Annotated in this window: 21 protein-coding genes; 13 read left to right on the plus strand and 8 right to left on the minus strand. The window is 68.6% G+C overall.

Going from position 1 to position 23,580, the window contains the following annotated elements; all coding sequences use genetic code 11:
- Window positions 1-48 precede the first annotated feature (48 nt).
- The 6 genes from AMYAL_RS0107785 to rsmD form a co-directional block, all read right to left on the minus strand.
- Complete coding sequence (locus AMYAL_RS0107785; protein WP_026466839.1) at window positions 49-774, minus strand: DivIVA domain-containing protein; 726 nt, start codon at window positions 772-774, stop codon at window positions 49-51.
- A 119-nt stretch (window positions 775-893) separates the two neighbouring features.
- Window positions 894-1,682 (minus strand): hypothetical protein, encoded by a 789-nt coding sequence (locus tag AMYAL_RS0107790; RefSeq protein WP_020630749.1) that lies wholly within the window; start codon window positions 1,680-1,682, stop codon window positions 894-896.
- Window positions 1,682-2,197 carry a SigE family RNA polymerase sigma factor gene (locus tag AMYAL_RS0107795; protein ID WP_020630750.1) on the minus strand — a complete coding sequence of 172 codons (516 nt, stop codon included), beginning with the start codon at window positions 2,195-2,197 and terminating at the stop codon, window positions 1,682-1,684. Before AMYAL_RS0107795 ends, AMYAL_RS0107790 begins: the two co-directional genes overlap by 1 nt.
- A gap of 67 nt (window positions 2,198-2,264) precedes the next feature.
- Window positions 2,265-2,954: a ribonuclease domain-containing protein gene (locus AMYAL_RS0107800; protein WP_020630751.1), complete on the minus strand. Its 690-nt coding sequence runs from the start codon at window positions 2,952-2,954 to the stop codon at window positions 2,265-2,267.
- 99 nt (window positions 2,955-3,053) lie between these two features.
- Window positions 3,054-3,536 carry a pantetheine-phosphate adenylyltransferase gene (coaD, locus tag AMYAL_RS0107805; protein WP_020630752.1) on the minus strand — a complete coding sequence of 161 codons (483 nt, stop codon included), beginning with the start codon at window positions 3,534-3,536 and terminating at the stop codon, window positions 3,054-3,056.
- Between the two features lie 62 nt (window positions 3,537-3,598).
- A complete protein-coding gene (gene rsmD, locus AMYAL_RS0107810) occupies window positions 3,599-4,171 on the minus strand; it encodes a 16S rRNA (guanine(966)-N(2))-methyltransferase RsmD (RefSeq protein ID WP_280632803.1) in 573 nt (190 codons plus the stop codon).
- A gap of 104 nt (window positions 4,172-4,275) precedes the next feature.
- On the opposite strand from rsmD, the gene AMYAL_RS0107815 reads away from it, so the two are divergent.
- Entirely contained in the window at window positions 4,276-6,390 is a 2,115-nt protein-coding gene (locus tag AMYAL_RS0107815; RefSeq protein WP_020630754.1) for a HelD family protein, read from the plus strand.
- A 199-nt stretch (window positions 6,391-6,589) separates the two neighbouring features.
- Here AMYAL_RS0107815 and AMYAL_RS0107820 read toward each other — a convergent pair whose 3' ends face one another.
- On the minus strand, window positions 6,590-10,405 hold the full coding sequence (locus AMYAL_RS0107820) for an nSTAND1 domain-containing NTPase (RefSeq protein WP_483413471.1): 3,816 nt from the start codon (window positions 10,403-10,405) through the stop codon (window positions 6,590-6,592).
- Between the two features lie 175 nt (window positions 10,406-10,580).
- Between AMYAL_RS0107820 and AMYAL_RS0107825 the strand changes: the two genes are divergently transcribed.
- The 12 genes from AMYAL_RS0107825 (at window position 10,581) to AMYAL_RS0107880 (ending at window position 22,004) form a co-directional block, all read left to right on the plus strand.
- Window positions 10,581-11,576, plus strand: coding sequence for an LLM class flavin-dependent oxidoreductase (locus tag AMYAL_RS0107825; RefSeq protein WP_020630756.1), 996 nt, complete (start codon window positions 10,581-10,583; stop codon window positions 11,574-11,576).
- Window positions 11,577-12,054: 478 nt separating this feature from the next.
- Entirely contained in the window at window positions 12,055-12,849 is a 795-nt protein-coding gene (locus tag AMYAL_RS0107830; RefSeq protein WP_020630757.1) for an MlaE family ABC transporter permease, read from the plus strand.
- The gene (locus tag AMYAL_RS0107835; RefSeq protein ID WP_020630758.1) at window positions 12,849-13,700 is read left to right on the plus strand and encodes an MlaE family ABC transporter permease; all 852 of its coding nucleotides are present in this window, start codon (window positions 12,849-12,851) and stop codon (window positions 13,698-13,700) included. Before AMYAL_RS0107830 ends, AMYAL_RS0107835 begins: the two co-directional genes overlap by 1 nt.
- On the plus strand, window positions 13,697-14,962 hold the full coding sequence (locus AMYAL_RS0107840; RefSeq protein ID WP_020630759.1) for an MCE family protein: 1,266 nt from the start codon (window positions 13,697-13,699) through the stop codon (window positions 14,960-14,962). The genes AMYAL_RS0107835 and AMYAL_RS0107840 overlap by 4 nt, the downstream gene beginning before the upstream one ends.
- Window positions 14,959-15,966 (plus strand): MCE family protein, encoded by a 1,008-nt coding sequence (locus tag AMYAL_RS0107845; RefSeq protein WP_020630760.1) that lies wholly within the window; start codon window positions 14,959-14,961, stop codon window positions 15,964-15,966. Before AMYAL_RS0107840 ends, AMYAL_RS0107845 begins: the two co-directional genes overlap by 4 nt.
- Window positions 15,963-16,952, plus strand: a complete 990-nt coding sequence (locus AMYAL_RS0107850) for an MCE family protein (protein WP_026466842.1) — start codon at window positions 15,963-15,965, stop codon at window positions 16,950-16,952. The genes AMYAL_RS0107845 and AMYAL_RS0107850 overlap by 4 nt, the downstream gene beginning before the upstream one ends.
- The gene (locus AMYAL_RS0107855; RefSeq protein ID WP_020630762.1) at window positions 16,949-17,941 is read left to right on the plus strand and encodes an MCE family protein; all 993 of its coding nucleotides are present in this window, start codon (window positions 16,949-16,951) and stop codon (window positions 17,939-17,941) included. The genes AMYAL_RS0107850 and AMYAL_RS0107855 overlap by 4 nt, the downstream gene beginning before the upstream one ends.
- Entirely contained in the window at window positions 17,941-18,996 is a 1,056-nt protein-coding gene (locus AMYAL_RS0107860) for an MCE family protein (protein ID WP_020630763.1), read from the plus strand. The genes AMYAL_RS0107855 and AMYAL_RS0107860 overlap by 1 nt, the downstream gene beginning before the upstream one ends.
- Window positions 18,996-20,189, plus strand: a complete 1,194-nt coding sequence (locus AMYAL_RS0107865) for an MCE family protein (protein ID WP_020630764.1) — start codon at window positions 18,996-18,998, stop codon at window positions 20,187-20,189. The genes AMYAL_RS0107860 and AMYAL_RS0107865 overlap by 1 nt, the downstream gene beginning before the upstream one ends.
- Window positions 20,174-20,677 carry a hypothetical protein gene (locus AMYAL_RS0107870; protein ID WP_020630765.1) on the plus strand — a complete coding sequence of 168 codons (504 nt, stop codon included), beginning with the start codon at window positions 20,174-20,176 and terminating at the stop codon, window positions 20,675-20,677. The genes AMYAL_RS0107865 and AMYAL_RS0107870 overlap by 16 nt, the downstream gene beginning before the upstream one ends.
- Complete coding sequence (locus AMYAL_RS0107875) at window positions 20,674-21,282, plus strand: hypothetical protein (RefSeq protein WP_020630766.1); 609 nt, start codon at window positions 20,674-20,676, stop codon at window positions 21,280-21,282. Before AMYAL_RS0107870 ends, AMYAL_RS0107875 begins: the two co-directional genes overlap by 4 nt.
- A 62-nt stretch (window positions 21,283-21,344) precedes the next feature.
- Entirely contained in the window at window positions 21,345-22,004 is a 660-nt protein-coding gene (locus AMYAL_RS0107880) for a hypothetical protein (RefSeq protein ID WP_020630767.1), read from the plus strand.
- Between the two features lie 576 nt (window positions 22,005-22,580).
- Here AMYAL_RS0107880 and AMYAL_RS0107885 read toward each other — a convergent pair.
- On the minus strand, window positions 22,581-23,495 hold the full coding sequence (locus tag AMYAL_RS0107885) for an RCC1 domain-containing protein (RefSeq protein ID WP_020630768.1): 915 nt from the start codon (window positions 23,493-23,495) through the stop codon (window positions 22,581-22,583).
- Between the last annotated feature and the right edge of the window lie 85 nt (window positions 23,496-23,580).

The raw sequence follows: 23,580 nt of genomic DNA on the forward strand, positions 1-23,580 counted from the left end.
TGATCAGGGTACGCAGGTGCCGCCACCTCTTTACCGGCACGGTCCCCGTCAAGCCTGGTAGTCGTACAGCGACGTCCGGCTGTTGCCCGGCAGGTTGACCGGGGACCGCAGGTGGTTGCGCCCGGAGTCGACCGTCCGCAGCGTGGTCGCCAGCAGCTCGGAGAACTCGGCGAGCTTGCCGTCGACGTAGGCGTCGCAGTCGGTGCGCTGCTTGTCGGCCTCGACGTGCGCCTCGTCGACGATGCGCGCCGCTTCGCCGTGCGCGGCCTGCACGACCTCGGTCTGCGCGACGAGCCGGGCCTGTTCGGCGCGGCCGTCCTCGATGGCGCGATCGTAGGCGTCGCGGCCTGCCTGGATCATGCGCTCCGACTCGGCCCGCGAGCGGTCGGTGAGGTTCTGGAACTCGGCCTGCCCGGCGGCGACCATGCGCTCGGCCTCGCCGTGCGCGTCGCCCATCATCTGCTCGGCGCGGGCGCGGGCGTCGGCGAGGATGCGCTCGGCCTCCGCCTGCGCGTCGGCGACCGTGCGGTCGGCCTCGGTGTTCGCCGTGGTGACCGTCTCCGCCGCTTCGGTGCGGGCGGTCTGGATCAGCTGATCACGTTTGTCGAGGACGTCCTGCGCGTCGTCCACTTCACCCGGAAGGGCGTCGCGGATGTCGTCGAGCAGCTCGAGGGTGTCCCCGCGCGGTACGACGCAACTGGAGGTCATCGGCACGCCGCGGGCTTCCTCCACGATGGTGACGAGCTCGTCGAGCGCCTCGAAAACCCGGTACACGGCCACTCCCTACCTACAGCGATCCCCACATTCCCTGAACTCAGTTTGCCCTCATCGCCGCCGTAAGGGGTGAAAGCGCGCGGTACCGGGCGTGTCCCGCCCGATACCGCGCGCCATGATCACCGAAGGGTCAGCTCCGGATCCAGGACGAGCGCCAGCAACTGCTGGTCGGTCAGCGACGGAGTGCCGCGGACGCGCAGCGCGCCGATGTCCGTCACGGCGACCGCGGTGCCGTCGGCCTGGAACGCGATCGCGTCGCGGCCGACGACCGATTCGACGGTCGTTCCCTTCAGATCCGGGCCTGCCAGGCCTTTCTCCTCGATCAAGACTCGCGCCCCGCCCGGCTGCGGCAGCACCTCGCACCGCAGGGGTTTCCCGTCCGGCAACGTGACCTTGACCTCGGGGCAGGCGGTCCGATGGGAATATCCGTTCTTGGTGGAGACCACACCGCTGAGCGTCACGTTGAACCCTCGTTCCTTCTTCGAGGTGTCCCGGTAACGCACGCTCGCGGTCATCAGGTCCCACTGGTCCGGGTAGTCCTGCTGGAACTCGCCGACCGTGAGCTCGGTCGCGCCGGGCAGAAGAGCCGTGACCACCTTCTTCAGATGTTCGAGATTGCGGGTCTTCTGCGCCGTCAGGTCCATGCGCGGCGTGTTCTCGTCCGGCCGGATCTGGGGCGGGAGCACCGAAGTGGCCGGGGCGGCGGGCGAGACCGGCGCCGGACCCTCCCCCGGCGCCACGAACACCATCGCCGCCGCGATCACCGCCAGCGTCGCCACCCCCGTCGAAACGACCGCCCGCCGGTTTCGCGCCTTCTTCGCCGCCGCCCCGGCGACCTCGTCCGGATCGAAGCCGAGCGGGGGCTCGGCCAGCTTGATCCCGCGCAGCCTGTTCTCGAGTTCGTCCATCACACGCTCCTCCCGGAGACAGCCTCGTCGTGCTGTCTCTGCAGGGCCGCGCGGAGGACGTCGAGTCCCCGCGCGGCCTGGCTCCTGACCGTCCCTTCCGAACAGCGCAGCGCGACGGCGACCTCCGCGACCGGGAGATCGGCGCAATAGCGCAGCACGACGACGGCGCGCTGTTTCGGCGGAACTTCGGCGAGGGCGCGAAGCAGCGAATCCGAAATACCGGTGTTCGCCGGGGCCACGGGCTCTTCGGGGAAGACGCCGTCGCGGTTCTCTCTGCTCCGCCACGGTCGCCGCCGCTCATCGAGCCAGCAGCGCATCAGGATCTGCCTCGTGTAGTTGTCGACGGGGCCTTTCCGGCGGACCTTCGGCCAGACCCGGTAAAGGCGTATCAGCGCGGTTTGGACCAGATCCTCCGCGAGATGCCAGTCGCCGCAGAGCAAGTACGCCGTCCGCCGCAGCGGCAGCGCTTTGTCTCTGGCGAACTCCCTGAAACTCGCATCGTCCCCAGACCGCATCGTGCCTCCTCATCCGTGTTCCGGTGTATCTCACGGACGGGGAGGCACGAAACGTTGCACGGACGGCTCAGCCGTTGAGATTGACCAGCTTGAAGGTCACGTAGTGGTCGGGCGTGTAGAAGATCTCGCCGCCCTTGCCGGAGATCACGCGGTCGTTCGAGCCCACCGGGAACAGCTGGTAGTAGCCGGCGGCGCACGACGGCAGCACGCCTTCGCGGTTCTCGTAGACCGTGCCGGTCGCGCCGCCGCGGGCCTTGTCCACCACGGACTTCGCCGCGGAGGACAGCGTCGAGTAGCCGGTCTTCGCCAGCTTCGAGGTGTCACCGCAGGTCGGCGCCGGGGTGCCCTTGACGTCGATCACGGAGAAGGTCTTGTAGTGGTCGCCGGTGTAGAAGTACTCCCCGCCGGTCCCGGTGACGATGCGGCGCGTGCCGCGGTTCGACGAGCCAGGGGTCGGGACGGTGTACTCGTGGTAGTAGCCCGAAGCGCACTTCGGGAGGATGTTCTCCCGGTTCGAGAAGACCGTCCCGTCGTTGTCCGGGTACGGGTACGGCCCGCCCTTCTGGATGAGGTTGTACGTCGTCGTCGCCTCGGCGGGCAGCGACGGGAGCGACACGTGCTTGAACCCGGCGAGATCCCCGCAAGGGTTCTGCTGGATGGAGACGGGCGTCGCGGCCTGCGCGGCACCGACCCCGCCGAAGAACGTGACAAGCAGAACGAGCAGCGCGGCGGCGGCCCGCGATCGTTTGTTGGTCATTTTCGGACCGTAACCCGATCGTGTGTTCGCCAGAAGGCGTCGAGATGAACTCTCCACCGCCGCTCACCGCTGACCGACCAACGGCTTCGGCCGTTCGGGTCAACCTCGTTCGGAGTACTTCTCCGCGAGACGCTTGAACACTACGGGGGGCACCAGGTGCTCGATGTCGCCACCGAGCGCGGAGATCTCCTTGACCAGCGAACTCGACACGAAACCGTACGCCGGGTTGTTCGCCATCAGCAGCGTTTCGAGCCCGGTCAGCTCGCGGTTCATCTGGGCCATCTGGAGCTCGTAGTCGAAGTCGCTGACCGACCGCAGGCCCTTCGCGACGGCGATGATGTCGTTCTCGCGGCAGTAGTCGACCAGGAGTCCTTGCCAGGAGTCGACGCGCACGTTCGGCAGCTTCGCGGTGATCTCGCGAAGGATGTCCATCCGCTCCTCGGTGGTGAACAGGCCCTTCTTGCTCTTGTTCACCCCCACCGCGACGACGACCTCGTCGAACAGCTTGGCCGCCCGCTCGATGATGTCGAGATGTCCATTGGTGGCCGGATCGTAGGAACCGGGACAGACCGCACGCCGCATGGCGCGGACGCTACCAAGGCCGAGGGCCCCTTGCGCGTCCTGCGCGCTTTCTCAGTGCTGCGTCACACCTGATATTCGGCCCAGTAGAGCGCGGTGTCGCCGTAGCGCTTCGTCCGCATCGGCTCGAAACCCGGCGGCCAGTCCGGCTCGCCGTCCCGCGCGGCTCGTTCGATCACCACCAGCGCACCGTCCGTGACCCACCGGCCCGCCGCGAGCGCGGCCATGACCTCCCCCAGGCGGGTGGAATCCACCGCGTACGGCGGATCGGCGAGGACGATGTCGAACGTTTCCGGCGCCGGAGCGGCCACGACGGACTCGACGGCCCCGGCCCGGACAGTGCCGCCGAGCCCGAGCGCGGCGACGTTGCCCTTGAGCACTTCGACCGCGCGCCGGTCCGACTCGACGAACAGCGCGCCCGACGCACCGCGGGACAACGCCTCCAAACCGAGCGCGCCCGAACCGGCGTAGAGATCGAGGACCTGGGTCCCCTGCAGCTCGCCGGCGACCTCCAGCGCGTTGAAGAGCGCTTCGCGCACCCGTTCCGACGTGGGCCGCGTGCCCTTCGGAGGGACCTTCAACCGCCTGCCGCCCGCGGTCCCCGCCACGATCCTGGTCATTGCAGCATCGTGCCTCAACGGCTTCCACCGTGACGTTGGCCGGGACTTGGTGAAGCCGCCGCCCAGCTCGCGTAGAGTCGTCCTTCGCCCTCGGAGGCGATAGAAGCGTTTAGGAGCGTTGCGTGTCCGAACCTCGGGTCAGACGGGCCGAGATCGCCATCGAGCAAGCCCATGTGGACACGGTCTACACCCGGCTCGCCGAATTGCGAGCCCAGGCAGAGGCCATGCGTACCAAGGGCTATGAGATCGGCCATGGCGCCGGGCGGGAAGCGATCTTCGAGCAGGCGTCGATGCTGTTCGAACGGGACATGATGGTCTACCACGCCAATCAGACCCTCCAGACTCTCGACGCGGAGTACGAGGGGCTGGTGTTCGGCAGGCTCGACCATCTCGACAACGACCACATCTACGTGGGCCGTCTCGGGATCCGCGACGCCGAGTTCGACAACCTCGTCACCGACTGGCGCGCGCCCGCCGCCGCCGCGTTCTACCAGGCGACGGCCGAGGAGCCGATGGACGTCGTCCGGCGCCGGGTGATCCGGTGCTCCGGGCAGAACGTGCTCGACGTCGACGACGACGTGCTGATCGCCGACGCGGTCCCGGAGACCATGCAGATCGTCGGCGAGGGCGCGCTCATGGCCGCGCTCGGACGGTCTCGTGGCGAGAAGATGCGGGACATCGTCGCGACCATCCAGAAGGAACAGGACGAGGTCATCCGGGCGCCGTGGCGCGGTGTCACGGAGATCACCGGCGGTCCCGGCACCGGCAAGACCGCGGTCGCGCTGCACCGCGCGGCGTACCTGCTCTACCGCCACCGCCGCCAGCTCGGCGGCGCGGGCGTGCTGGTGATCGGCCCGTCCGGGGTGTTCACCAGCTACATCTCGCGGGTGCTGCCGTCGATGGGTGAGACGAACGTCGAACTGCGCGCGCTCGGCGAGGTCCTCGACGGCCTCGAAGCGACCCGGCAGGACGCCGCGCCGCTGGCCGCGATCAAGGGATCGCTGCGGATGCGCAAGATCCTGCTGCGCGCGTTGCGGGACACGCCGTCGGACGCGCCCGAGGACATGAAGATCGTCTACCGCGGCGAGGTGCTGCGGCTGAACGCGCGCGAACTCGACAAGGTGCGCCGCAAGGTCCACACCGCGGGCGGGCCGCCGAACCGGTCGCGGATCCGCGCCGCGGAACTGCTGCTCGACGCGCTCGCCGCGAAGGCCGAGCAGCACGCGAAGGACGACGGGCGGCAGATCGACAAGGCCGAGCTGGTCTCCGAACTCGGCGAGCGGATCGAGTTCCACCGGTTCCTGGTGGTCTGGTGGCCGATCCTGTACCCGGCGCAGATCCTGCGGTGGCTCGGCACCGAGAAGCGGCTCGCCTCCGCGGCGAAGGGCCTGCTCAACCGCAACGAGATCAGCATGCTGGCCGCCGACTTCGCGGACCGCTCGCGTGGCTGGACCATCGCCGACGTCGCGCTCCTCGACGAGCTGCGCGTCCTGATCGGGCAGCCGCCGAAGAGCCGCCGGGCCCGCCAGAACATCGAGGTCAACCCGGACCGCGGCGGCGCCCCGACCCGGCCGGAGCACTACGACGAGTACTCGCACGTGGTCGTCGACGAGTCGCAGGACCTCTCGCCGATGCAGTGGCGGATGGTCGGGCGGCGCGGCAAGTACGCGAGCTGGACCGTGGTCGGCGACCCGGTGCAGAGTTCCTGGCCGGATCCGGCCGAGGCCGCGATGGCGCGCGACCAGGCGTTCGGGCTCAAGACCACCCGGCGCCGGTTCACCCTGCGCACCAACTACCGGAACTCGGCGGAGATCTTCGACCTGGCCGCGAAGGTCGTCGCCGGGCACGCCGAAGCCGACGAGCTCCCGCGCGCGGTGCGGCAGACCGGCATCACGCCGGAGGTCCGGCCGGTCGAGGCCGCCGGGCTGGAAGCGGCGACGCAGGCCGCGGTGAAGGAACTGATGGGAGTCGTCGAAGGCACGGTCGGGGTGATCACCGCCATGGACCGGGTGCCCGAGGTCGAGGGCTGGCTGTCCGAGCTTTCGGACGAGCGGCTCAAGGTCGTCGGCAGCCTCGATTCCAAGGGCCTCGAGTACGACGCGGTCGTCCTGGTGGAACCCAACGACCTCATCACGGAGTCGACCACCGGGCGACGGGTGCTGTACGTGGCGCTGACCCGCGCGACCCAGCAGCTGACCGTACTGGCCTCCAACCCGGACTGGATCCCGGCCGCCTGATCCCTCTTTCCCCGAACGCGAAAAGCTGAAGGGCTCCTTCAGGGCACTGGTGAATGTCCTGAAGGAGCCCTTCAGACCCCCGGTGAGTGAACGATGTGGGGACGCATCGCACGTCCAGGGGTATTTCTAGCGCCAAATCGTTGTTCGGTGTCACCGCGCTTTCACCGAACAACAACGCCGAACAACGAATCGGCGGTGGTCACGGGCACGGAGGCCGGTAATCGAGCCCCGGCAGGCGTTGTTCCCACTCGTCCGCCGTGATCCGCGGGTACACGGTCGCGCAGACGCGTTCGGCGGCGCTTTCGGCGCTCGTCTCCCACAGCCGCACGCTGCCGTCCGCGGCGGAGGCCGCGAGCGTGTGCCCGTCCGGGGCGAACGTCACCGCGTTGACCCTGTCGACATCCTCGGCCAGGGTCGCCGATTCGCGGGCCGTCCCTGGTGCGGAGACATCCCATAGTCGCACGGTCCGGTCGTAGCTGCCGGTCGCGAGGATCTTCCCGTCGCCGCTGAAGGCCACCGAGATGACGATGTCGGTGTGCCCGGTGAGCAGCGCGGTCTCCCTCGGGGCCGCCGGATCCGACACGTCCCAGACCCTCGACGTGCGATCGGCGCCGCCGGTCGCGGCGAGTTTGCCGTCCGGGCTGAAGGCGACGGAGAACACCGTGTCGGTGTGTCCCTTCAGTACCGAGAGCTGCTTCGGCGCCTTCACCATGGAGACGTCCCATAGCCGCGCGGTGTGGTCCCAGCCTCCGGTCAGCAGAGTGCGGCCGTCCGGGCCGAACGCGAGTGAGTGGACGTCGTCCTCGTGCCCGGTCAGTGTCGCGAGTTCGACGGGTTTCCGCTGGTCCGCCACGTCCCAGAGCTTCACCGTGTGACCGGTGCCCGCGGTCGCGAGGGTCCGGCCGTCCGGGCTGAACGCGACCGCGTCGACGTCCTCCGGGGGACGGCTGAAGACGCCGAGGTCGACCGGTTTCCGCGGATCGGCGACGTCGATGAGCCGGATCGTGTGGTCCCAGGAGCCGACGGCGAGCGAGCGTCCGTCCGGGCTGAACGCGAGACCGCAGGCGCCGTTCCCGAAGCCCGTGATCTTGCCGAGCTCACGCGGGTTCCGCGGATCGCCGACGTCGTTCAGCCGCACCACGCCGTCCTGGCTCCCGGTGGCCAGCAGTTTCCCGTCGGCGGTGAACACCGCCCGGCAGGCCGACCTCGTCGGGCCGCTGACCGCGGGCCCCGGCAGCTCCCACAGCCGCACCGTCTGGTCGTCGCTCGCGGTCACCAGCGTGCGGCCGTCGCGGGAGAACACCGCCCAGACCACCGCCGCGGTGTGCCCGGAGAGCGGCAGTTTCTCGCGCGGGTTCTTCGGATCGGCGACGTCCCACAGCCGTGCGTTGCGGTCGAAACCGGTGGTGGCCAGCGTCGACCCGTCGGGGCTGAACGCCACGGACCGCACGATGGTCTTGTGGGCGGGCATCGTCGCCAGCGGCGCGGGCGCCATCGGGTCGGCGAGGTTCCACAGCCGCGCGGTCTGGTCGATGCTCGCGGTGGCGAGCGTCCGGCCGTCCGGGCTGAACGCCGCTGCGTGGACCCCGGCGGAATGCCCGGTCACCACGCCGAGCGGCCTGGCCTTGCCCGGTTCGGCGACGTCCCACAGCCGCGCGGTCTTGTCTGCGCCCGCCGAGGCGAGCGTCCGGCCGTCGGGGGCGTAGGCGATCCCGTTGACGTTGCCGGTGTGGCCGGTGAGGGTGGCCACGAGCACCGGTTTCGCGAGGTCGCGGACGTCGAACAGGCGGATCGTGCCGTCGCCGTCCGCGGTGGCCAGCACCGGCGCCACCGGGCTGAACGCGACCGCGTTGACCCGGCTCGGATGCTCCCCGGCCATCGCCCCCGGCACGGGTTTCGCGGGATCGGCGACGTTCCACAACCGGGCCGTCTTGTCCCAGCCAGCCGTCGCGACCGTGGCACCGTCGGCGCTGAACGCCACCGAGTTGACGTTGTCCGTATGCCCGGACAGCGTGGCCAGTGCGACCGGGCGATGGGGATCCTTGACGTCCCACAGCTTCGCCGTCTGATCCCAGCTGCCGGTCACCATCACCTGACCGTCGCCGCGCAGGGCGGCCGAGTTGACCCGGTTGGCGTGCCCGGCGACGCGGGTCGAGTACGGCGAGGCGACCATCCCGAGCACACTGCTGCGGGTCTCCACGCCCGGATCGACGCGGTACGCCGCCAGCGCGAGCTGCGCGGCCAGCGCCGGGTTCGTCGCCCGCATCTCCAAGGCCTGCCCGGCGACCTTCTGCGCGAGCGCGCTGTTGCGCTGGCTGGTCGCCGTCTGCTCGGCGCGGACGGCGTACACCATCGCGGCCGTCGCCAGCACCAGCAGTACGGCCAGGAGCGCGACCAGCTGACGCAACCGCCGGGTGCGGCGGCGCGCGATGGCCTGTTCGTGGTTCTCGATGGCCTCGCTCGCGTCGAGGAAACGGCGTTCACGCTGGGAAAGCGCGCTGTCGTGCTCGCCTGCCCACTCCATCGCGATGGACAGCCGCGCGCCGCGGTAGAGCCAGCCGTCGTCGCGGCCGACCGATTCCCACGCGTCGGTCGCCTCGGTGAGCTGGCGGTGCACGCGCAGGCCCTCTCGGTCTTCGGCGAGCCATTCGCGCAGCCTTGGCCAGCCGCGGATCAGCGCTTCGTGCGCGATCTCGATGCCGTTGTCGTCGAGGGTGACCAGCCGAGACGAAGCCAGCCTGTCCAGCACGACGGCGACGTCCGGGTCGTCCGCGTCCACTTCGTCGCGGGTGATTCGGCGCTTGGTGTCCTCGGTGCCTTCGCCGAGCGCGGTCATCCGCAGGAAGATCTGGTTCGCCAGGCGCTGCTGGTGCTCGCTCAGCGCGGTGAAGGTGTGCTCGGAGGTCTGCGCGACCGACCGTTCGATCCCGCCGGTGGACTCGTAGCCGGTGAGGGTGAGGGTGTTGCCGTGACGGCGGCGCCAGGTCTCCAGCAGGGCGTGCGAGAGCAGCGGCAGCACGCCGGGCTGCCCGGTCGCGTCGGCGACCAGCCGCGAGACCAGTGCGTTCTCGACGCGGTACCCGGCGTCGATCGCGGGGCGCGAGATGGCCAGCCGCAGCTCCTCGGTGCTCATCGGGCCGACGAGGATCTGCGCGTCCTGCATGGCCTCGACCAGTTCGGGATGCCGCGCGCAGTGCGTGTAGAAGTCGGTGCGGATGCCGAGGACGACCCTCGTCCGGCTGTCCGGCTCGGTCGTCGCGGTGACCAGCGCGGTCAGGAACGCCGCCCGCTCCTCGATGTCCTGGCAGAGCGTGAAGACCTCTTCGAACTGGTCGACGACCAGCAAGACGTCGCCCTCGCGGTCGGCGACCAGCTGACGGGCGGCGAGGCCGAGGTTGCGCGGATGCTCGGTGAACTCCGCGAGCAGCCCGCCGGGCGCGAGCCCGAGCGCGGCGCCGAACTGGACGGCGCACTCCTGCAGCGGCCGCGAACCGGGGGTCATCAGGACCGTCGTCGAGTTCTCTCCGACGGCGGGCAAGAGACCCGCCCGGAGCAACGAGGACTTACCGGAACCGGATGCTCCCAGAACAGCCAGAAATCTTTGGCCCGAAAGCCTGGTAACGAGTTTCTCGACAAGTCGTTCGCGACCGAAGAATCGCCCCGCGTCACCCTGCCCGAATGCGGTCAGGCCGATATAAGGTGCCGATTCCCCATTCGGTGGGGCAACCGGTGAATCGCCGACTCCGGTGCGCGCCCGCTCGGTCACGTCGTGCCATCGGGCCTCCCACTCCGCCTCGGGCCCTTCGCACGCCCGGACGTAGGCCAATGTGACCGCCAAGCTGGGCATCTTCTTCCCGCCGGCGGCTTCGGAGAGGGTGCCCGCCGAGTAGTGGGCACGCCTGCCCAGCTCGCGGTACGTCGGGTTTCCGGCCTTCTCCCGCAATCGCCGGAGATCGGCGGCGAACTCGAGTAACGGATCGTCCCCATGGTCCAAAGGTCGCTCCGGACGCGGCACCCTCAATCCTTTCTTTTCAGTGGTTTTCCCACCTTCACATTCGGGGGCAACCGTACCGTGGAAACGGCGGAAGTCCGCCGGGTACCGGGCACATCGAGTCGGTTAATTTCGATCGTTCGACAGGGTGCCCGATGTCACGGGAAGGGATCGGGGGCCCGCCGCGTTGTACCGATGCGTGACCTCCTTGCCTGACATCCCGCTGTCCGTGCTCGACCTCTCGCCCGTCGTGGCCGGGGGCGGTGTGGGCGATTCGCTGCGCAACACCCTCGACCTCGCCCGCCGGACCGAGGCGCTCGGCTATCACCGGTACTGGCTCGCCGAGCACCACAACATGCCCGGTATCGCGAGTTCCGCGACCGCCGTGATGATCGGCCAGGTCGCCGCCGCCACCGAACGCATCCGGGTCGGCTCCGGCGGGGTCATGCTGCCGAACCACGCGCCGCTGGTGGTCGCCGAGCAGTTCGGCACCCTGGAGGCGTTCCACCCCGGCCGGATCGACCTCGGCATCGGCCGCGCCCCTGGCACCGACCAGCGGACCGCGCTGGCGCTGCGCGGCCCCGGCGGGCTCACCGCGGAGAACTTCCCGCAGCAGTTCGCGGAACTGCTGGCCTACTTCGAGCACTCCGACCAGCGCGCGGTCAACGCCGTGACCGCCGAAGGCAACAAGCCGCCGGTGTGGCTGCTCGGTTCGAGCGGCTTCAGCGCGCGCATGGCAGGCGAACTCGGCCTGCCGTTCTCCTTCGCGCACCACTTCAGCGCCGAGAACACGCTTCCCGCCGTGGCGCTTTACCGCGACGCGTTCAAGCCGTCGGACGTCCTGGACGAGCCGTACGTGATGCTCGGCGTCTCCGTGGTCGCCGCCGAGACCGACGAGCGGGCCCAGTACCTGGCCGCGCCCAGCGGCCTGACGTTCCTCAGCCTGCGCAAGGGACGCCCCATCCCGCTGCCGACGCCGGAAGACGCCGCGGCCTACCCGTACACCGACATCGAGCGCGTGTTCATCGAGGACCGGGCTTCGAGCAGCATCATCGGTTCACCCGAGACGGTCCACAAGGGACTCGAGACGCTGCTGGCCGACACGGGCGCGAACGAGTTGATGATCACGACCATGGTGCACGACCAGGCGGACCGGGTCCGCTCCTACGAACTGGTCTCCGAACTGGCGCACTGACCGCTCCGCCCGCACGCTCCGCCCCTCCGGGCGCACGCCCCGAGCGCCACGCTTGAGACGATGAGTGTCTCGCACGTGGCGCTCGGGGCACTCCCGTCGCCACCACGCCCGCGCTCCGAGCACCGGTCCGTGAAGGCGCTCGAGGATCGATCGAGACTCCAAGTGGGTGACCGTCCCGCGCCTCACCCACCCCGGAGCGCCGAACGCCCTGACGCGCCATAGATCGCGAAAGAACGGACAAGATCCGCGTCCGCCTTTGTCACAAAGGGACAAGAATTCACCGGTTACCAGGACGTGACGTCTTGATCGGACCGAAGTTCTTGTCACCAAGCAGGCTCGTCATTAGCGTACCGACCAGTAGCAAACAGCACGGTAACACCCCGTTGATCCTATTCAACGATTCCGTTCCGCCATTCGGAGCAAAGGAATTGCGCAACCTGGGGTGTATTCGCCGTGCCCGGAAAACTGGAGGGTCGGCGTGGGCGTCCGGACTAACGCACCCTCATTCCCCGGCGCGGGTGCGATCCGGGAGACGGGCAGGCTGTACTCACTCGGCCTCGACGTCGTCCGCCTGACCTTCCGGCGGCCGTTCCAGGCCCGCGAGCTGATCCAGCAGTTCTGGTTCATCGCGAGTGTGTCGATCCTGCCGACGGCGCTGGTCGCGATCCCGTTCGGCGCGGTGATCGCGCTGCACATCGGTTCGCTGACCGCGCAGATCGGCGCGCAGTCGTTCACCGGCGCGGCCAGTGTGCTGGCGATCATCCAGCAGGCGAGCCCGATCGTGACGGCACTGCTGATCGCGGGCGCCGGCGGATCGGCGATGTGCGCGGACCTCGGGTCGCGCACGATCCGCGAGGAGATCGACGCGATGGAGGTGCTCGGGGTCTCCCCGATCCAGCGCCTGATCGTGCCGCGGGTGCTCGCCGCGATGGGGGTCGCCGCATTCCTGAACGGAATGGTCAGCGTGGTCGGCGTCCTCGGCGGCTATTTCTTCAACGTCATCATGCAGAACGGGACACCGGGTGCGTATCTGGCCAGTTTCTCCGCTCTCGCGCAGCTGCCGGACCTCTGGATCAGCGAGATCAAAGCGGTCATCTTCGGTTTCGTCGCGGCGATCGTCGCCTCCTATCGCGGGCTCAATCCGAAAGGCGGCCCGAAAGGCGTCGGTGACGCGGTGAACCAGTCCGTGGTGATCACGTTCCTGCTCCTGTTCCTGTTGAACCTCGTGCTGACGACGCTTTACCTGCAGCTCGTCCCGGCGAAGGGCAGCTGATGGCGACGACGACACCCACCCGCGTCACGCGGGTCCGCGAGGCGGTGGACCGCCGGTTCGGTTTCCTGGACACGCTCGGCGACCAGATCCTCTTCTTCCTCAAAGCGCTGGCCTGGGTGCCGCGCGCGGTGCGCCGCTACCTGCGCGAGATCACCCGTCTGCTGGCCGAAGTCAGTTTCGGCAGCGGCGCGCTCGCGGTCATCGGCGGCACGATCGGCGTGATGATCGGGATGACCGTGTTCACCGGCACGGTCGTCGGGCTCCAGGGCTATTCGGCGCTCAACCAGGTCGGCACGTCGGCGTTCGCCGGTTTCGTCTCCGCGTACTTCAACACCCGCGAGATCGCGCCGCTCGTCGCCGGGCTGGCGCTTTCGGCCACCGTCGGCTGCGGGTTCACCGCCCAGCTGGGCGCGATGCGGATCTCGGAAGAGATCGACGCGCTCGAAGTGATGGGCATCCCCAGCGTCCCGTACCTGGTGACCACCCGGATCATCGCGGGCTTCCTCGCGGTCATCCCGTTGTACGCGATCGGCCTGCTGACCTCGTATCTCGCGTCGCGCCAGATCACCGTCTGGTTCTACGGCCAGTCCGCGGGCACCTACGACCACTACTTCCTGCTGTTCCTGCCGCCCGGTGACGTGCTCTGGTCGTTCGGCAAGGTGCTGGTGTTCAGTGTCGTGATCGTGCTCGCCCACTGTTACTACGGCTTCCGCGCGAGCGGCGGGCCCGCGGGCGTCGGCGTGGCCGTCGGCCGTGGCGTGCGGACCGCGATCGTGGCGGTCAGCGTGCTGGACTTCTTCCTCAGTCTCGCGATCTGGGGCGCGACCACGACGGTGCAGGTGGCCGGATGAGCAGGCGCGGGCTGCGCAAGGCCGGGGTCAGGACGGCCGGGGTGCTGTTCGTCGTGGTGATGTCCGCCCTCGTGCTGCTGTCGATCAAGATCTATCAGAAGGACTTCGTCACGTCGGTCCCGGTGACCCTGCAGGCGGACCGGGTCGGCAACCAGTTGCGCGCGGGCGGGCAGGTCAAGGCGCGCGGGGTGGTGGTCGGCGAGATCCGCGGTGTCCGCGCCACGCCGCGAGGCGCGGAGATCGACCTGGCCATGGAGCCGGGCAAGGTCTCCCAGCTGCCGAAGAACGTGTCCGCGCTGCTCGTGCCGAAGACCCTGTTCGGTGAGCGGTACGTGCAACTGTCCATTCCGGACGGATCGACGGCACAGCCGCTGACGTCGGGCGATGTGATCACCCAGGACCGCTCGGCCAACGCGATCGAACTGGAGCGGGTCTTCGACAATCTGCTGCCGCTGCTCAAGGCGGTGCAGCCGCAGAAGCTCGCCACCACGCTGACCACGGTCGCCTCCGCACTGGAAGGCCGCGGAGACCAGATCGGCGACACCTTCGCCACCGCGGCCGGCTACCTCGAGAAGTTCAACCCGAACCTCCCGGCGCTGAACGACAACATCCGCGACCTCGCCACGGTTTCCAAGCTGTACGGCGACATCGCGCCGGATCTGCTCGACTCGCTGAGCGCTTCGGCGGTCACCCTGGACACGGTCAAGGAGAAACGCGCCGAACTGGCGACGGTGTACCAGCAGGTGACGTCGTCCTCCCAGCAGGTCACGACGTTCCTCGCCAACAACCGCGCCAACATCATCGCGCTCGCCGCCGACAGCCGGGCACCGCTCGAGATCGCCGCGAAGTACTCGCCGAGTTTCGCCTGCACGATCGACGCGCTGGCCAAGCTGAAGCCTCAGATGGACAAGGTGCTGGGCAAGGGCACCGACGAACCCGGCCTCCACGCGGAGATCACCGTCACCCAGCCCCGCGCCAAATACGTCCCCGGCAAGGACGACCCGGTCTACAACGCCTCCGGCGAACCCCGCTGCTACCCGTCGAACGGCCTGATGAGCCAAGGGATCGCCGCGACCGGCGAGACGACCGTCGCGCTCCCTGGCGTTCAGGGCGACCTCGGCCTGGCGAATTCGCCGCAGGAACGGGAACTGATCTCCGCCCTGGTCGCGCCGTCGGCGGGCATCCCCGCCGCCCAGGTGCCCGCCTGGGGCAGCGTGCTCGTCGGACCGCTCTACCGGGGCACGGAGGTGACCCTGCGATGAGGAACTTCGTGAGCCCCCTGATCAAGGGGCTGATCTTCGTCGTCATCACGACACTGGCCACGGTGCTGCTGGCGGTGTCCATCACGAACACCGGCCTCGGCGACACCAAGTCCTACAGCGCCAAATTCCTCGACGCGACATCGCTTAACGTGGGCGACGACGTGCGGATCTCCGGGGTGCGGGTCGGCCAGATCGAGGAACTCGAGATCGCCGACCACAGCCTCGCCCGCGTCAAGTTCTCGCTCGATTCGCAGCGCAGGCTGCCAGCCGACGTCAACGCGGTGATCAAGTACCGCAACATGGTCGGCCAGCGCTACATCGCACTCGAACGCGGCAAGGGCACTCGCGAACTCCTGGAGCCGGGCGCCGAGATCCCGCTGGAGCGCACGACTCCCGCGCTGGACCTGACGGAGCTGTTCAACGGCTTCAAACCGCTGTTCCAGGCCCTGTCCCCCAAGGACGTCAACCAGCTCTCCGGCGAGATCGTCCAGGTACTGCAGGGCGAGGGCGGCACGGTGGAAAGCCTGCTGGCGCACACCGGTTCGCTGACCACCACGCTCGCCGGCCGCGACAAGGTGATCGGCGACGTGATCACGAACCTGGACACGGTGCTGAAGACCATCAACGGCAAGGGCGACGCACTGTCCACTTTGGTCTCGACGCTGAAGGACCTGGTGTCCGGCCTCGCCGGTGACCGCGCCGAGATCGGGGACGCCGTCTCCGGGATCGCGGATCTCACCACCGCCACGGCAGGCCTGCTCGAACAGGGCAGGAAGCCGCTCAAGGACAGCATCGAGGGCCTCGGCCTGCTCTCCGGCGCGCTGACGGCAAAAGACGGCAAGGCCGAGGTCGAGAAGTTCCTCACCGTGCTGCCGGGAAAGCTGAACGACCTGGGCCGGATCAGCTCGTACGGATCCTGGATGAACTTCTACCTGTGCTCGGCCGTCCTCCGGAGCGACCCTCCTCGCGGGGTCCCGGCGACGGCGGAGAGGTGCACGTCGTGAAACCCTTCAAGGAACGGAACCCGATCGTCATCGGGTTCGTCGGCAGCGCCGTCGCGGCCGCGCTGCTGACGGCGACCCTCAACTACCAGGACCTCCCGATCATCGGCTCGGGGACCACCTACCAGGCCGAGTTCTCCGAGGCGGCCGGGTTGCAGGCCGACGACGAGGTGCGGATCGCCGGGATCAAGGTCGGCGAGGTGAGCGAGGTCCAGCTCGCCGAGGACCACGTCGTGGTGAGCTTCCGGGTCAAGGACGCCTGGGTCGGCGACAAGACCGCCGCCGAGATCAAGATCAAGACCCTGCTCGGCCGGAAGTTCCTGGCGCTGCGCCCGACCGGCGAGACGGTGCAGAACCCGAAGCAGGTCATCCCGCGCACCCGGACCGTGACGCCCTACGACGTCACCGAGGCGTTCAACGGGCTGGCCGACACGGCGGGCGCGATCGACACCGATCAGCTCGCGGAGAGCTTCACCACGCTGTCCGACACGTTCAAGAACTCGCCGGAGCACATCCGGAAGGCCCTCGACGGGCTGACGTCGCTGTCGAAGACCGTGTCCTCCAGGGACAACGAACTCGCCAGCCTGCTGTCGAACGCGCACGGCCTCACCACGACGCTCGCCGACTCGAACGACGACTTCGCCAAGCTCCTCTCGGACGGCAACCTGCTGCTGACCGAACTGGACAACCGCCGCCAGGCGATCCACGACCTGCTGACCGGCTCGAAGGACCTCGCCACCCAGCTTTCCGGTTTGGTACAGGACAACAAGGAGCAGCTCGGCGGCGCGCTCAGCCAGCTCGGAGAGGTGACCGACATCCTGCAGCGGCAGAACGACAATCTTGCCAAGAGCCTCGACCTCGCCGGGCCGTACTTCCGCGTGGTGAACAACTCGCTCGGCAACGGGCGCTGGGTGGACAGCTATCTGTGCGGGCTCATCCCCGAGAACCGGGATCCCTGCACCCCGCCGATTCCGGGAGGCCGACGGTGATCAGCAGGTTCGTCACCCTGGCGCTCGTGCTCGCGCTGGCCGTCGTCGGCGGCCTGTGGTGGATCTTCTCCGGCAGCGGGCTCGACCGTGTCACCGTGTACTTCTCGCACGCGGTCGGTGTCTACAGCGGATCGGACGTCCGGGTGCTCGGCGTCCGGGTCGGCCAGGTCGAATCGGTCGCCCCGGAAGGGGAACAGGTCAAGGTCGTGCTGACCGTCGACGGTGCGACGCCGATCGCCGACGACACGAACGCCCTGGTCGTGGCGCCGAGTGTGGTCGCCGACCGGTACGTCCAGTTCACCAAGCTCACCCGCTCCGGCAACCGGCTGGACGACGGCGCGGTGATCCCGGTGGAGCGCACCGGCACCCCGGTGGAGCTCGACCAGCTCTACTCCAGCCTCGACACCCTCGCCAAGGCGCTCGGCCCCCAGGGGGCGAACTCGAACGGCGCGCTTTCGGATCTGCTGCGCACGGGCGCGAAGAACCTTCAGGGCAACGGAAAGCCGTTCAACGAGTCGGTGCGCAACTTCGCCGACCTCGCCAGGACGTTGTCCGGGAACTCGGAGAACCTGTTCGCCACCGTCGACGAACTGCAGCGGTTCACCTCGATGCTGGCGACCAACGACCGGAACGTCAGCGAGGTCAACAAGCAGCTCGCGTCGGTCACCGGGACGCTGGCACAGAACAAGGAAGAGCTCGCAGGCGCGCTCAAGGGCCTCGGCGGCGCGCTGGCGCAGATCCAGCAGTTCATCCGCGACAACCGCGCACTGATCAAGTCCAATGTGGACAAGCTCGCGGTGACGACCGGGACACTGGTCGACAAACGCGCCGCGCTGGCCGAGACCCTGGACACGATCCCGCTGGCGGTGACGAACGTGCTCGAAGCCGTCGACCCGAAGACCGGGAAGCTGCAGAGCCGCGGCCTCCTGCTCGACTACGCCCCGCTCCCGCTGCCGGTCGCCGGCGCCACCTACACCGGGGGGCGCTGATGACCACGAACCGGACGATCGCGGTGCTCGCCACGTGCTGCCTCGCGCTCACCGCCTGTTCCGCCGACTTCAAGGGCGTCTACGACCTGCCGCTGCCCGGCGGCGCGGACATCGGTGACCATCCGTACCGGGTGACCGTGCAGTTCGCCGACGTGCTCGACCTGGTCCCCCAGGCCGCGGTGAAGGTCGGCGACGTCCCGGTCGGCCGGGTCGAGACGATCAAGCTCGGTGAAGACGGCTGGACGGCCGAAACCGTCCTGGCGGTCAACGGCGACGTCCACCTGCCCGCCAACGCCATCGCGCGGCTGCGGCAGTCCAGCCTGCTCGGCGAGAAGTTCATCGAACTCGCCCCGAGCGCGGCGAAGGCCGAGGGCAGGCTGGGCGACGGCGGGGTGATCCCGGTCGCGAGCACGAACCGCAACCCGGAGTTCGAGGAGATCTTCGGCGCGCTGTCCCTGCTGCTCAACGGCGGCGGGATCGGCCAGCTGCAGACCATCAACCGCGAGCTGTCGAAGGTGATGGACGGCAACGAGGAGGAGATCCGCTCCTTCCTGTCCACTGTGGAACAGCTGGTGTCCAATCTGGACTCGCATCGCTCCGACATCACCTCGGCGCTCGACGGGCTCAACCGGCTCTCGACGACGCTGGCGAACCGGAAAACCCAGGTCGAAGGCGCGCTGACCGACCTCACCCCCGGTCTGAAGAGCCTTTCCGAGCAGCGCACCCAGCTCGTCGCGATGCTGCAGTCGCTGGACCGGCTCTCCGGGGTCGGGGTCGACGTGATCAAGAAGAGCAGGGCCGACCTCGTCGCCGATCTCACCGCGCTCGCGCCGATCCTCAAGCGGCTGGCCGACGCCGGCGAGAACCTGCCGAAGTCGCTGGAGATCCTGCCGACGTTCCCGTTCACCGACGCCGTCCGCGACGGGATCAAGGGCGACTACCTCAACGTCTACGCCTCGATGATCCCCGGACCGGGCGTCGAACTGCCTCCTCCCGGCGAAGGGGTCCCACCGGGGCTCCCGACCCTCCCGCTGCCGTCTTCCGGAGGTAGCTGATGCTCACCACCCGTGTCCGGATCCAGGTGCTCGCGTTCGTCATCATCGCGCTGGCGACGACGGCGTTCGTGGGGGCCAACTACGCGGGCCTCGGCAGGCTCTTCGGGGCGAGCGGCTACACCGTGAAGCTCGCGCTGACCGACGGCGGCGGCCTGTTCACCAACGGCGAGGTGACCTACCGCGGCGTCGCCGTCGGCCGGGTCGGCGAACTCCGGCTCACCGCCGGGGGCATGGAAGCGGATCTGCTGATCGACGACGACGCGCCGCCGATCCCCGCGAACTCGCGGGCGGTCGTGGCGAACCGGTCCGCGGTCGGCGAGCAGTTCGTCGACCTGCAGCCGCGGACCGGCGACGGGCCGTTCCTCGCCGAAGGTTCGGTCATCCCGCGTGAGGCGACGAGTGTGCCGCTGCCGGTGCAGCACCTGCTGACCGACCTGGACTCGCTGACCGCGTCCGTGCCGACCGAGGACCTGCGGATCGTGGTCGACGAACTCGACAACGCCCTGCGCGGCTCCGGCGCGAACCTCCAGGTGCTGCTGGATTCCACCACCGACTTCACCAAGCGGGCCGCGAACCATCTGCCGCAGACGGAGAAGCTGCTCACCGACGGCTCGACCGTGCTGAAGACCCAGGTCGACTCGTCGCAGGCGTGGCGGCAGTTCAGCGACAACGCCAGGCAGTTCGCCCAGCAACTGTCCCGTTCGGACGGTGACCTGCGCGAGCTGATCGCGACCGCGCCCGGCGCGGCGACCCAGCTCTCCGGGCTGCTGCGGGACAACGAGCCCGGCCTGCCGATCCTGCTGGCGAACCTGCTCACCACGTCGCATGTGTTCTCCGCGCGCACCGACGGCCTGCGGCAGCTGCTGATCAACATGCCGAAAGCGGTCTCCGCTGTCGACGCGGCCGTCGACGGGGAGTCCGGGAAGGTCGGGCTGGTCCTGACCTTCTTCGAGCCGATGCCGTGCACCAAGGGCTACGAGGGCACGAAGATCCGCAGCAGCGCGGATCTCTCGGCGCTGCCGTTCAACACCGGTGCCGCCTGCACGCTCGAAAAGGGCAACCCGAGTTCGGTCCGCGGTTCGCAGAACGCGCCGAAGGGCGGCGTCCCGCCCGCCTCGATCCCCGGCGGCTTCGGCGCCGACGGCCAGCCGACGTCCACGAGCCTCGAGGAGATGTTGTGGCTGCGCAACTGAAGATCGCGATCGCCGTGCTCGCCGCGGCCTGCGCGTTCGCCGGATGGGCCGGGTACACCTGGTTCACCGCGACGGGCTCCGAGGCCGTGTCCTACGGGAACTCGCGCGACGAAGCGCTGAAGACCGGGCGTGAACTGGTCGCCCGGCTGACCAGCCTCGACCACCACCGCGTCGATCAGGGCATCGCCGACTGGCTCGCCGCGTCGACCGGTCCCCTGCGCGATCAGCTGGGCAAGACCGACGACGCGACGAAGCAGACGCTGACCAAGGACGCGACGGTCTCGACGGGCAAGGTGCTCGACGCGGCGATCAGCGAACTCGACGACCACGCGGGAACGGCCAAGATGCTGGCTTCGGTGGAGATCACGATGGCGAAGGAAGGCTCGGCGCCGACGACGAAACGCAACCGGTTCGCCGCCGGGCTGACCAGGACCGGCGAGGGCTGGAAGCTCAGCGCGCTCGACCAGCTTCCGGTGGGTGCGCGATGACCGCCACCGCCGACACCGAAGCCGACGATGTCACCGAGACCGAAGCCGAGACCGAGACCACGGCCGAATCCGTCGCCGAAGAGACCGCCGAACAGCCGTCCCGGCGGCCGAAGCTGTCACTGATCCTGCTGGTCGCGGCGGCCGTGCTGGTCGCGGCGGGGGTGTGGTTCACCCTGGAGGCGAGGTCGATCTCGGCCGCGCCGTCGGCGGCCAACACCGCGCTCACCGACGTCGGGGCCACCGCCGAGGTGAACTCCGCGGTGACGGTGGCGCTCAACAAGGTCTTCTCCTATTCCTACGACCGGACCGACGTCACCGAAAAGGCGGCAGCTTCGGCGCTGAGAGGCAAGGCGCTGGAGTCGTACAACCAGTTGTTCGCCCAGGTCAGGGAAAAGGCTCCGGCACAGAAACTCGTGCTTACCACTCGCGTCTCCTCATCCGCCGTCCAGGAACTCGGCGGCGGTAAAGCGCGACTGCTGGTATTCCTCGATCAAGCGGCGACACGCGCCGACAACAATTCGTCGACAACGGCCGCGGCCCAGCTTTCGATCACCGCGGAACGCGAAGGCGACAATTGGGTCATCACCGATCTCGTCCCCCGGTGACAAAACGTCATTTCCCCATTTCGTCCGCTTTGCAGAACACGAGAGAAAACGAGGAGAAACCCATGTTCGGTCGAACGCGCCCGAAAACCGTCCGCCGTCGCCTCGGCACGGTAGTCGCACTCACCGCCGCAGCCGCCATGGCGGGCTCCCTTGCCGCCACCCCGGCCCTGGCGGACGACCCGGTGGAGATCCCGGTGTCGTACACGGTCACCGGGAAGACCACGGTGAAGAAGACCGGCGGCACCCTCGACCTGGGCCCCGGCCAGCTCAACGGCGCACTGGTCATCGACGGGGACAACGTCGGGATCCGGGGCGATCTCGCGTTACCGCCGTCCACCGCGAACATCTCGCTGGTCTCGGGTGTCTTCAAGATCAAGGCCCGCGTGCGGATCCAGCCGACCGGCCCGGTCACCGGCACGCTGGCCAACGGCGACCTGACCACCCGTTCGCAGGCGAACATGCTGATCGACAACATCGTCGTCGGCCTGTTCTACCCGGTCATCCCGCTCCCGACGGTGCCGAACGCCTGCAAGACGGTCAAGCCGCTCGACCTGACCCTGGTGTCGAAGAACGTCGACCTGTTCGCGGAGACGATCCCGTCTTCGGGCGTGTTCACGATCCCCGAGTTCAAGGACTGCTTCATCAACGACCTCGCGCTGGGCGCGTTGATCTCCGGTCCGGGCAACACGATCAACCTGAACATGAAGTCGAACCTGTCCTGACGTTCGTGAGTGGTGAGGACGGCTAGGGCGGACCCGTATTTGCCTACCTGCGCCTGACCTGCGCGTGGGTGGCGGTTCCGCGGCTGCCGGGCCCGACGGTGAAGGAATCAGGACGTTGAACGTCCTGATTCCTTCACCGTCGCGGGCTCACGCCGGTCTCGGTTCTTGATCAACGGAAGATCCGGGACACTCACCGTCCCCATTCCTCCGTTGATCAAGGTCGTGCCGGTCACGCCCTGGGGCAGACGGCGTGACAGGGGAAGATTCCGGACGCTCAACGTCCGGAATCTTCCCCGCTCGACCGCGCCGCCATCCAGCACAGGCTTCACCCCGCACCGAGACCGAGTGTGGAGGATTCAGGACGTTGAACGTCCCAAATCCTCCACACTCGACCGCCAGTCGCACCAGTGGGTGTAAATACGGGTCCGTCAGAACCGGCCTCACCACTCACGAGGTTCTCGCTTCAGGTACATAGGCGGGTGTGAAGGCCTCCTTCCCTCAGCTGAGCCGAGGGAAGGAGGCCTTCACGGATCGTCGCGAGACCACTCGGCCTCCACACTCGACGGCCTCGCAGTCTCAACAGAAGTACGGCGCGGTCGGGTCGACCAGCGCGACGCCGGTGCTGTCACCTGCGGAAATGGCGTAGACCGCAGGGCAAACGCCGGAGAACTTCCAGAAGTCCGTCGGCGGTTCCGTGCTGGTGTCCCGGCTTTCCGACTTCACGTTGCTGCCCCAGGCGAAGACGCTGCCGTCGGACTTCAACGCGACGTTGTGGTTGAAACCCGCGTCGATGGCGACGACGCCTGACTGCGCCTCCGGCGGGACCGTGGCCTGGCCGTAGCCGTTGTCACCCCAGGCGATGACGCCGCCGTTCTTCAGCGCGATGCTGTGCCGGAAGCCCGCGGAGATCGCCGATACCCCGGACGTCGCCGCCGCGGGCACGGTGATCTGCCCCTTTCCATTGCTGCCCCAGGCCACGACGCCGCCGTTCTTCAGCGCGAGCCCGTGGTCGCCGCCGGCCGAGATCGCGGAGACGCCGGACGAAACCGTTGCGGGAACAGCGGTTCGCGAACCCCAGCTCAGCACGCTGCCGTTCGTTTTGAGCGCCAGGTTGAAGTACGCGCTGGTGGAGATCGCGGTGACCCCCGAGGTCGCGGCGGCCGGGACGACGTTCTGGCCGTAGAAACCATTGCCCCAGGCGATGACGCCGCCGTTCTTGAGCGCGAGTTCGTGCGCCCATCCCGCGGCGATCGCCGACACCCCGGACGTGGCCGCGGCCGGAACGGCCAGCTGGCCGTAACTGTCGTTGCCCCAGGCGATCACGCCCCCGTCCTTGAGGGCCAGGTGCGTGATCGCACCCGCGGAGACCGCGCTCGCCCCGAGCGCCGCGGAGGGAATGGTCCCCTGCGCGTAGTCGTTGCTCCCCCACGGCCGCACTTCGCCGGTGAGCGCGGCGTGGGCGGTACCGGAAAGGGAAACCGTGGCGATCATTACGGCTATCGCGCAACTCGTCACGCGCCGTGTCGTGGATCGTCGATTCTCGGAAGCCATGCGCGAAATGTTAACCCGGCTCCGC

It is taken from the genome of Amycolatopsis alba DSM 44262, from assembly GCF_000384215.1.
Classification (GTDB): domain Bacteria; phylum Actinomycetota; class Actinomycetes; order Mycobacteriales; family Pseudonocardiaceae; genus Amycolatopsis; species Amycolatopsis alba.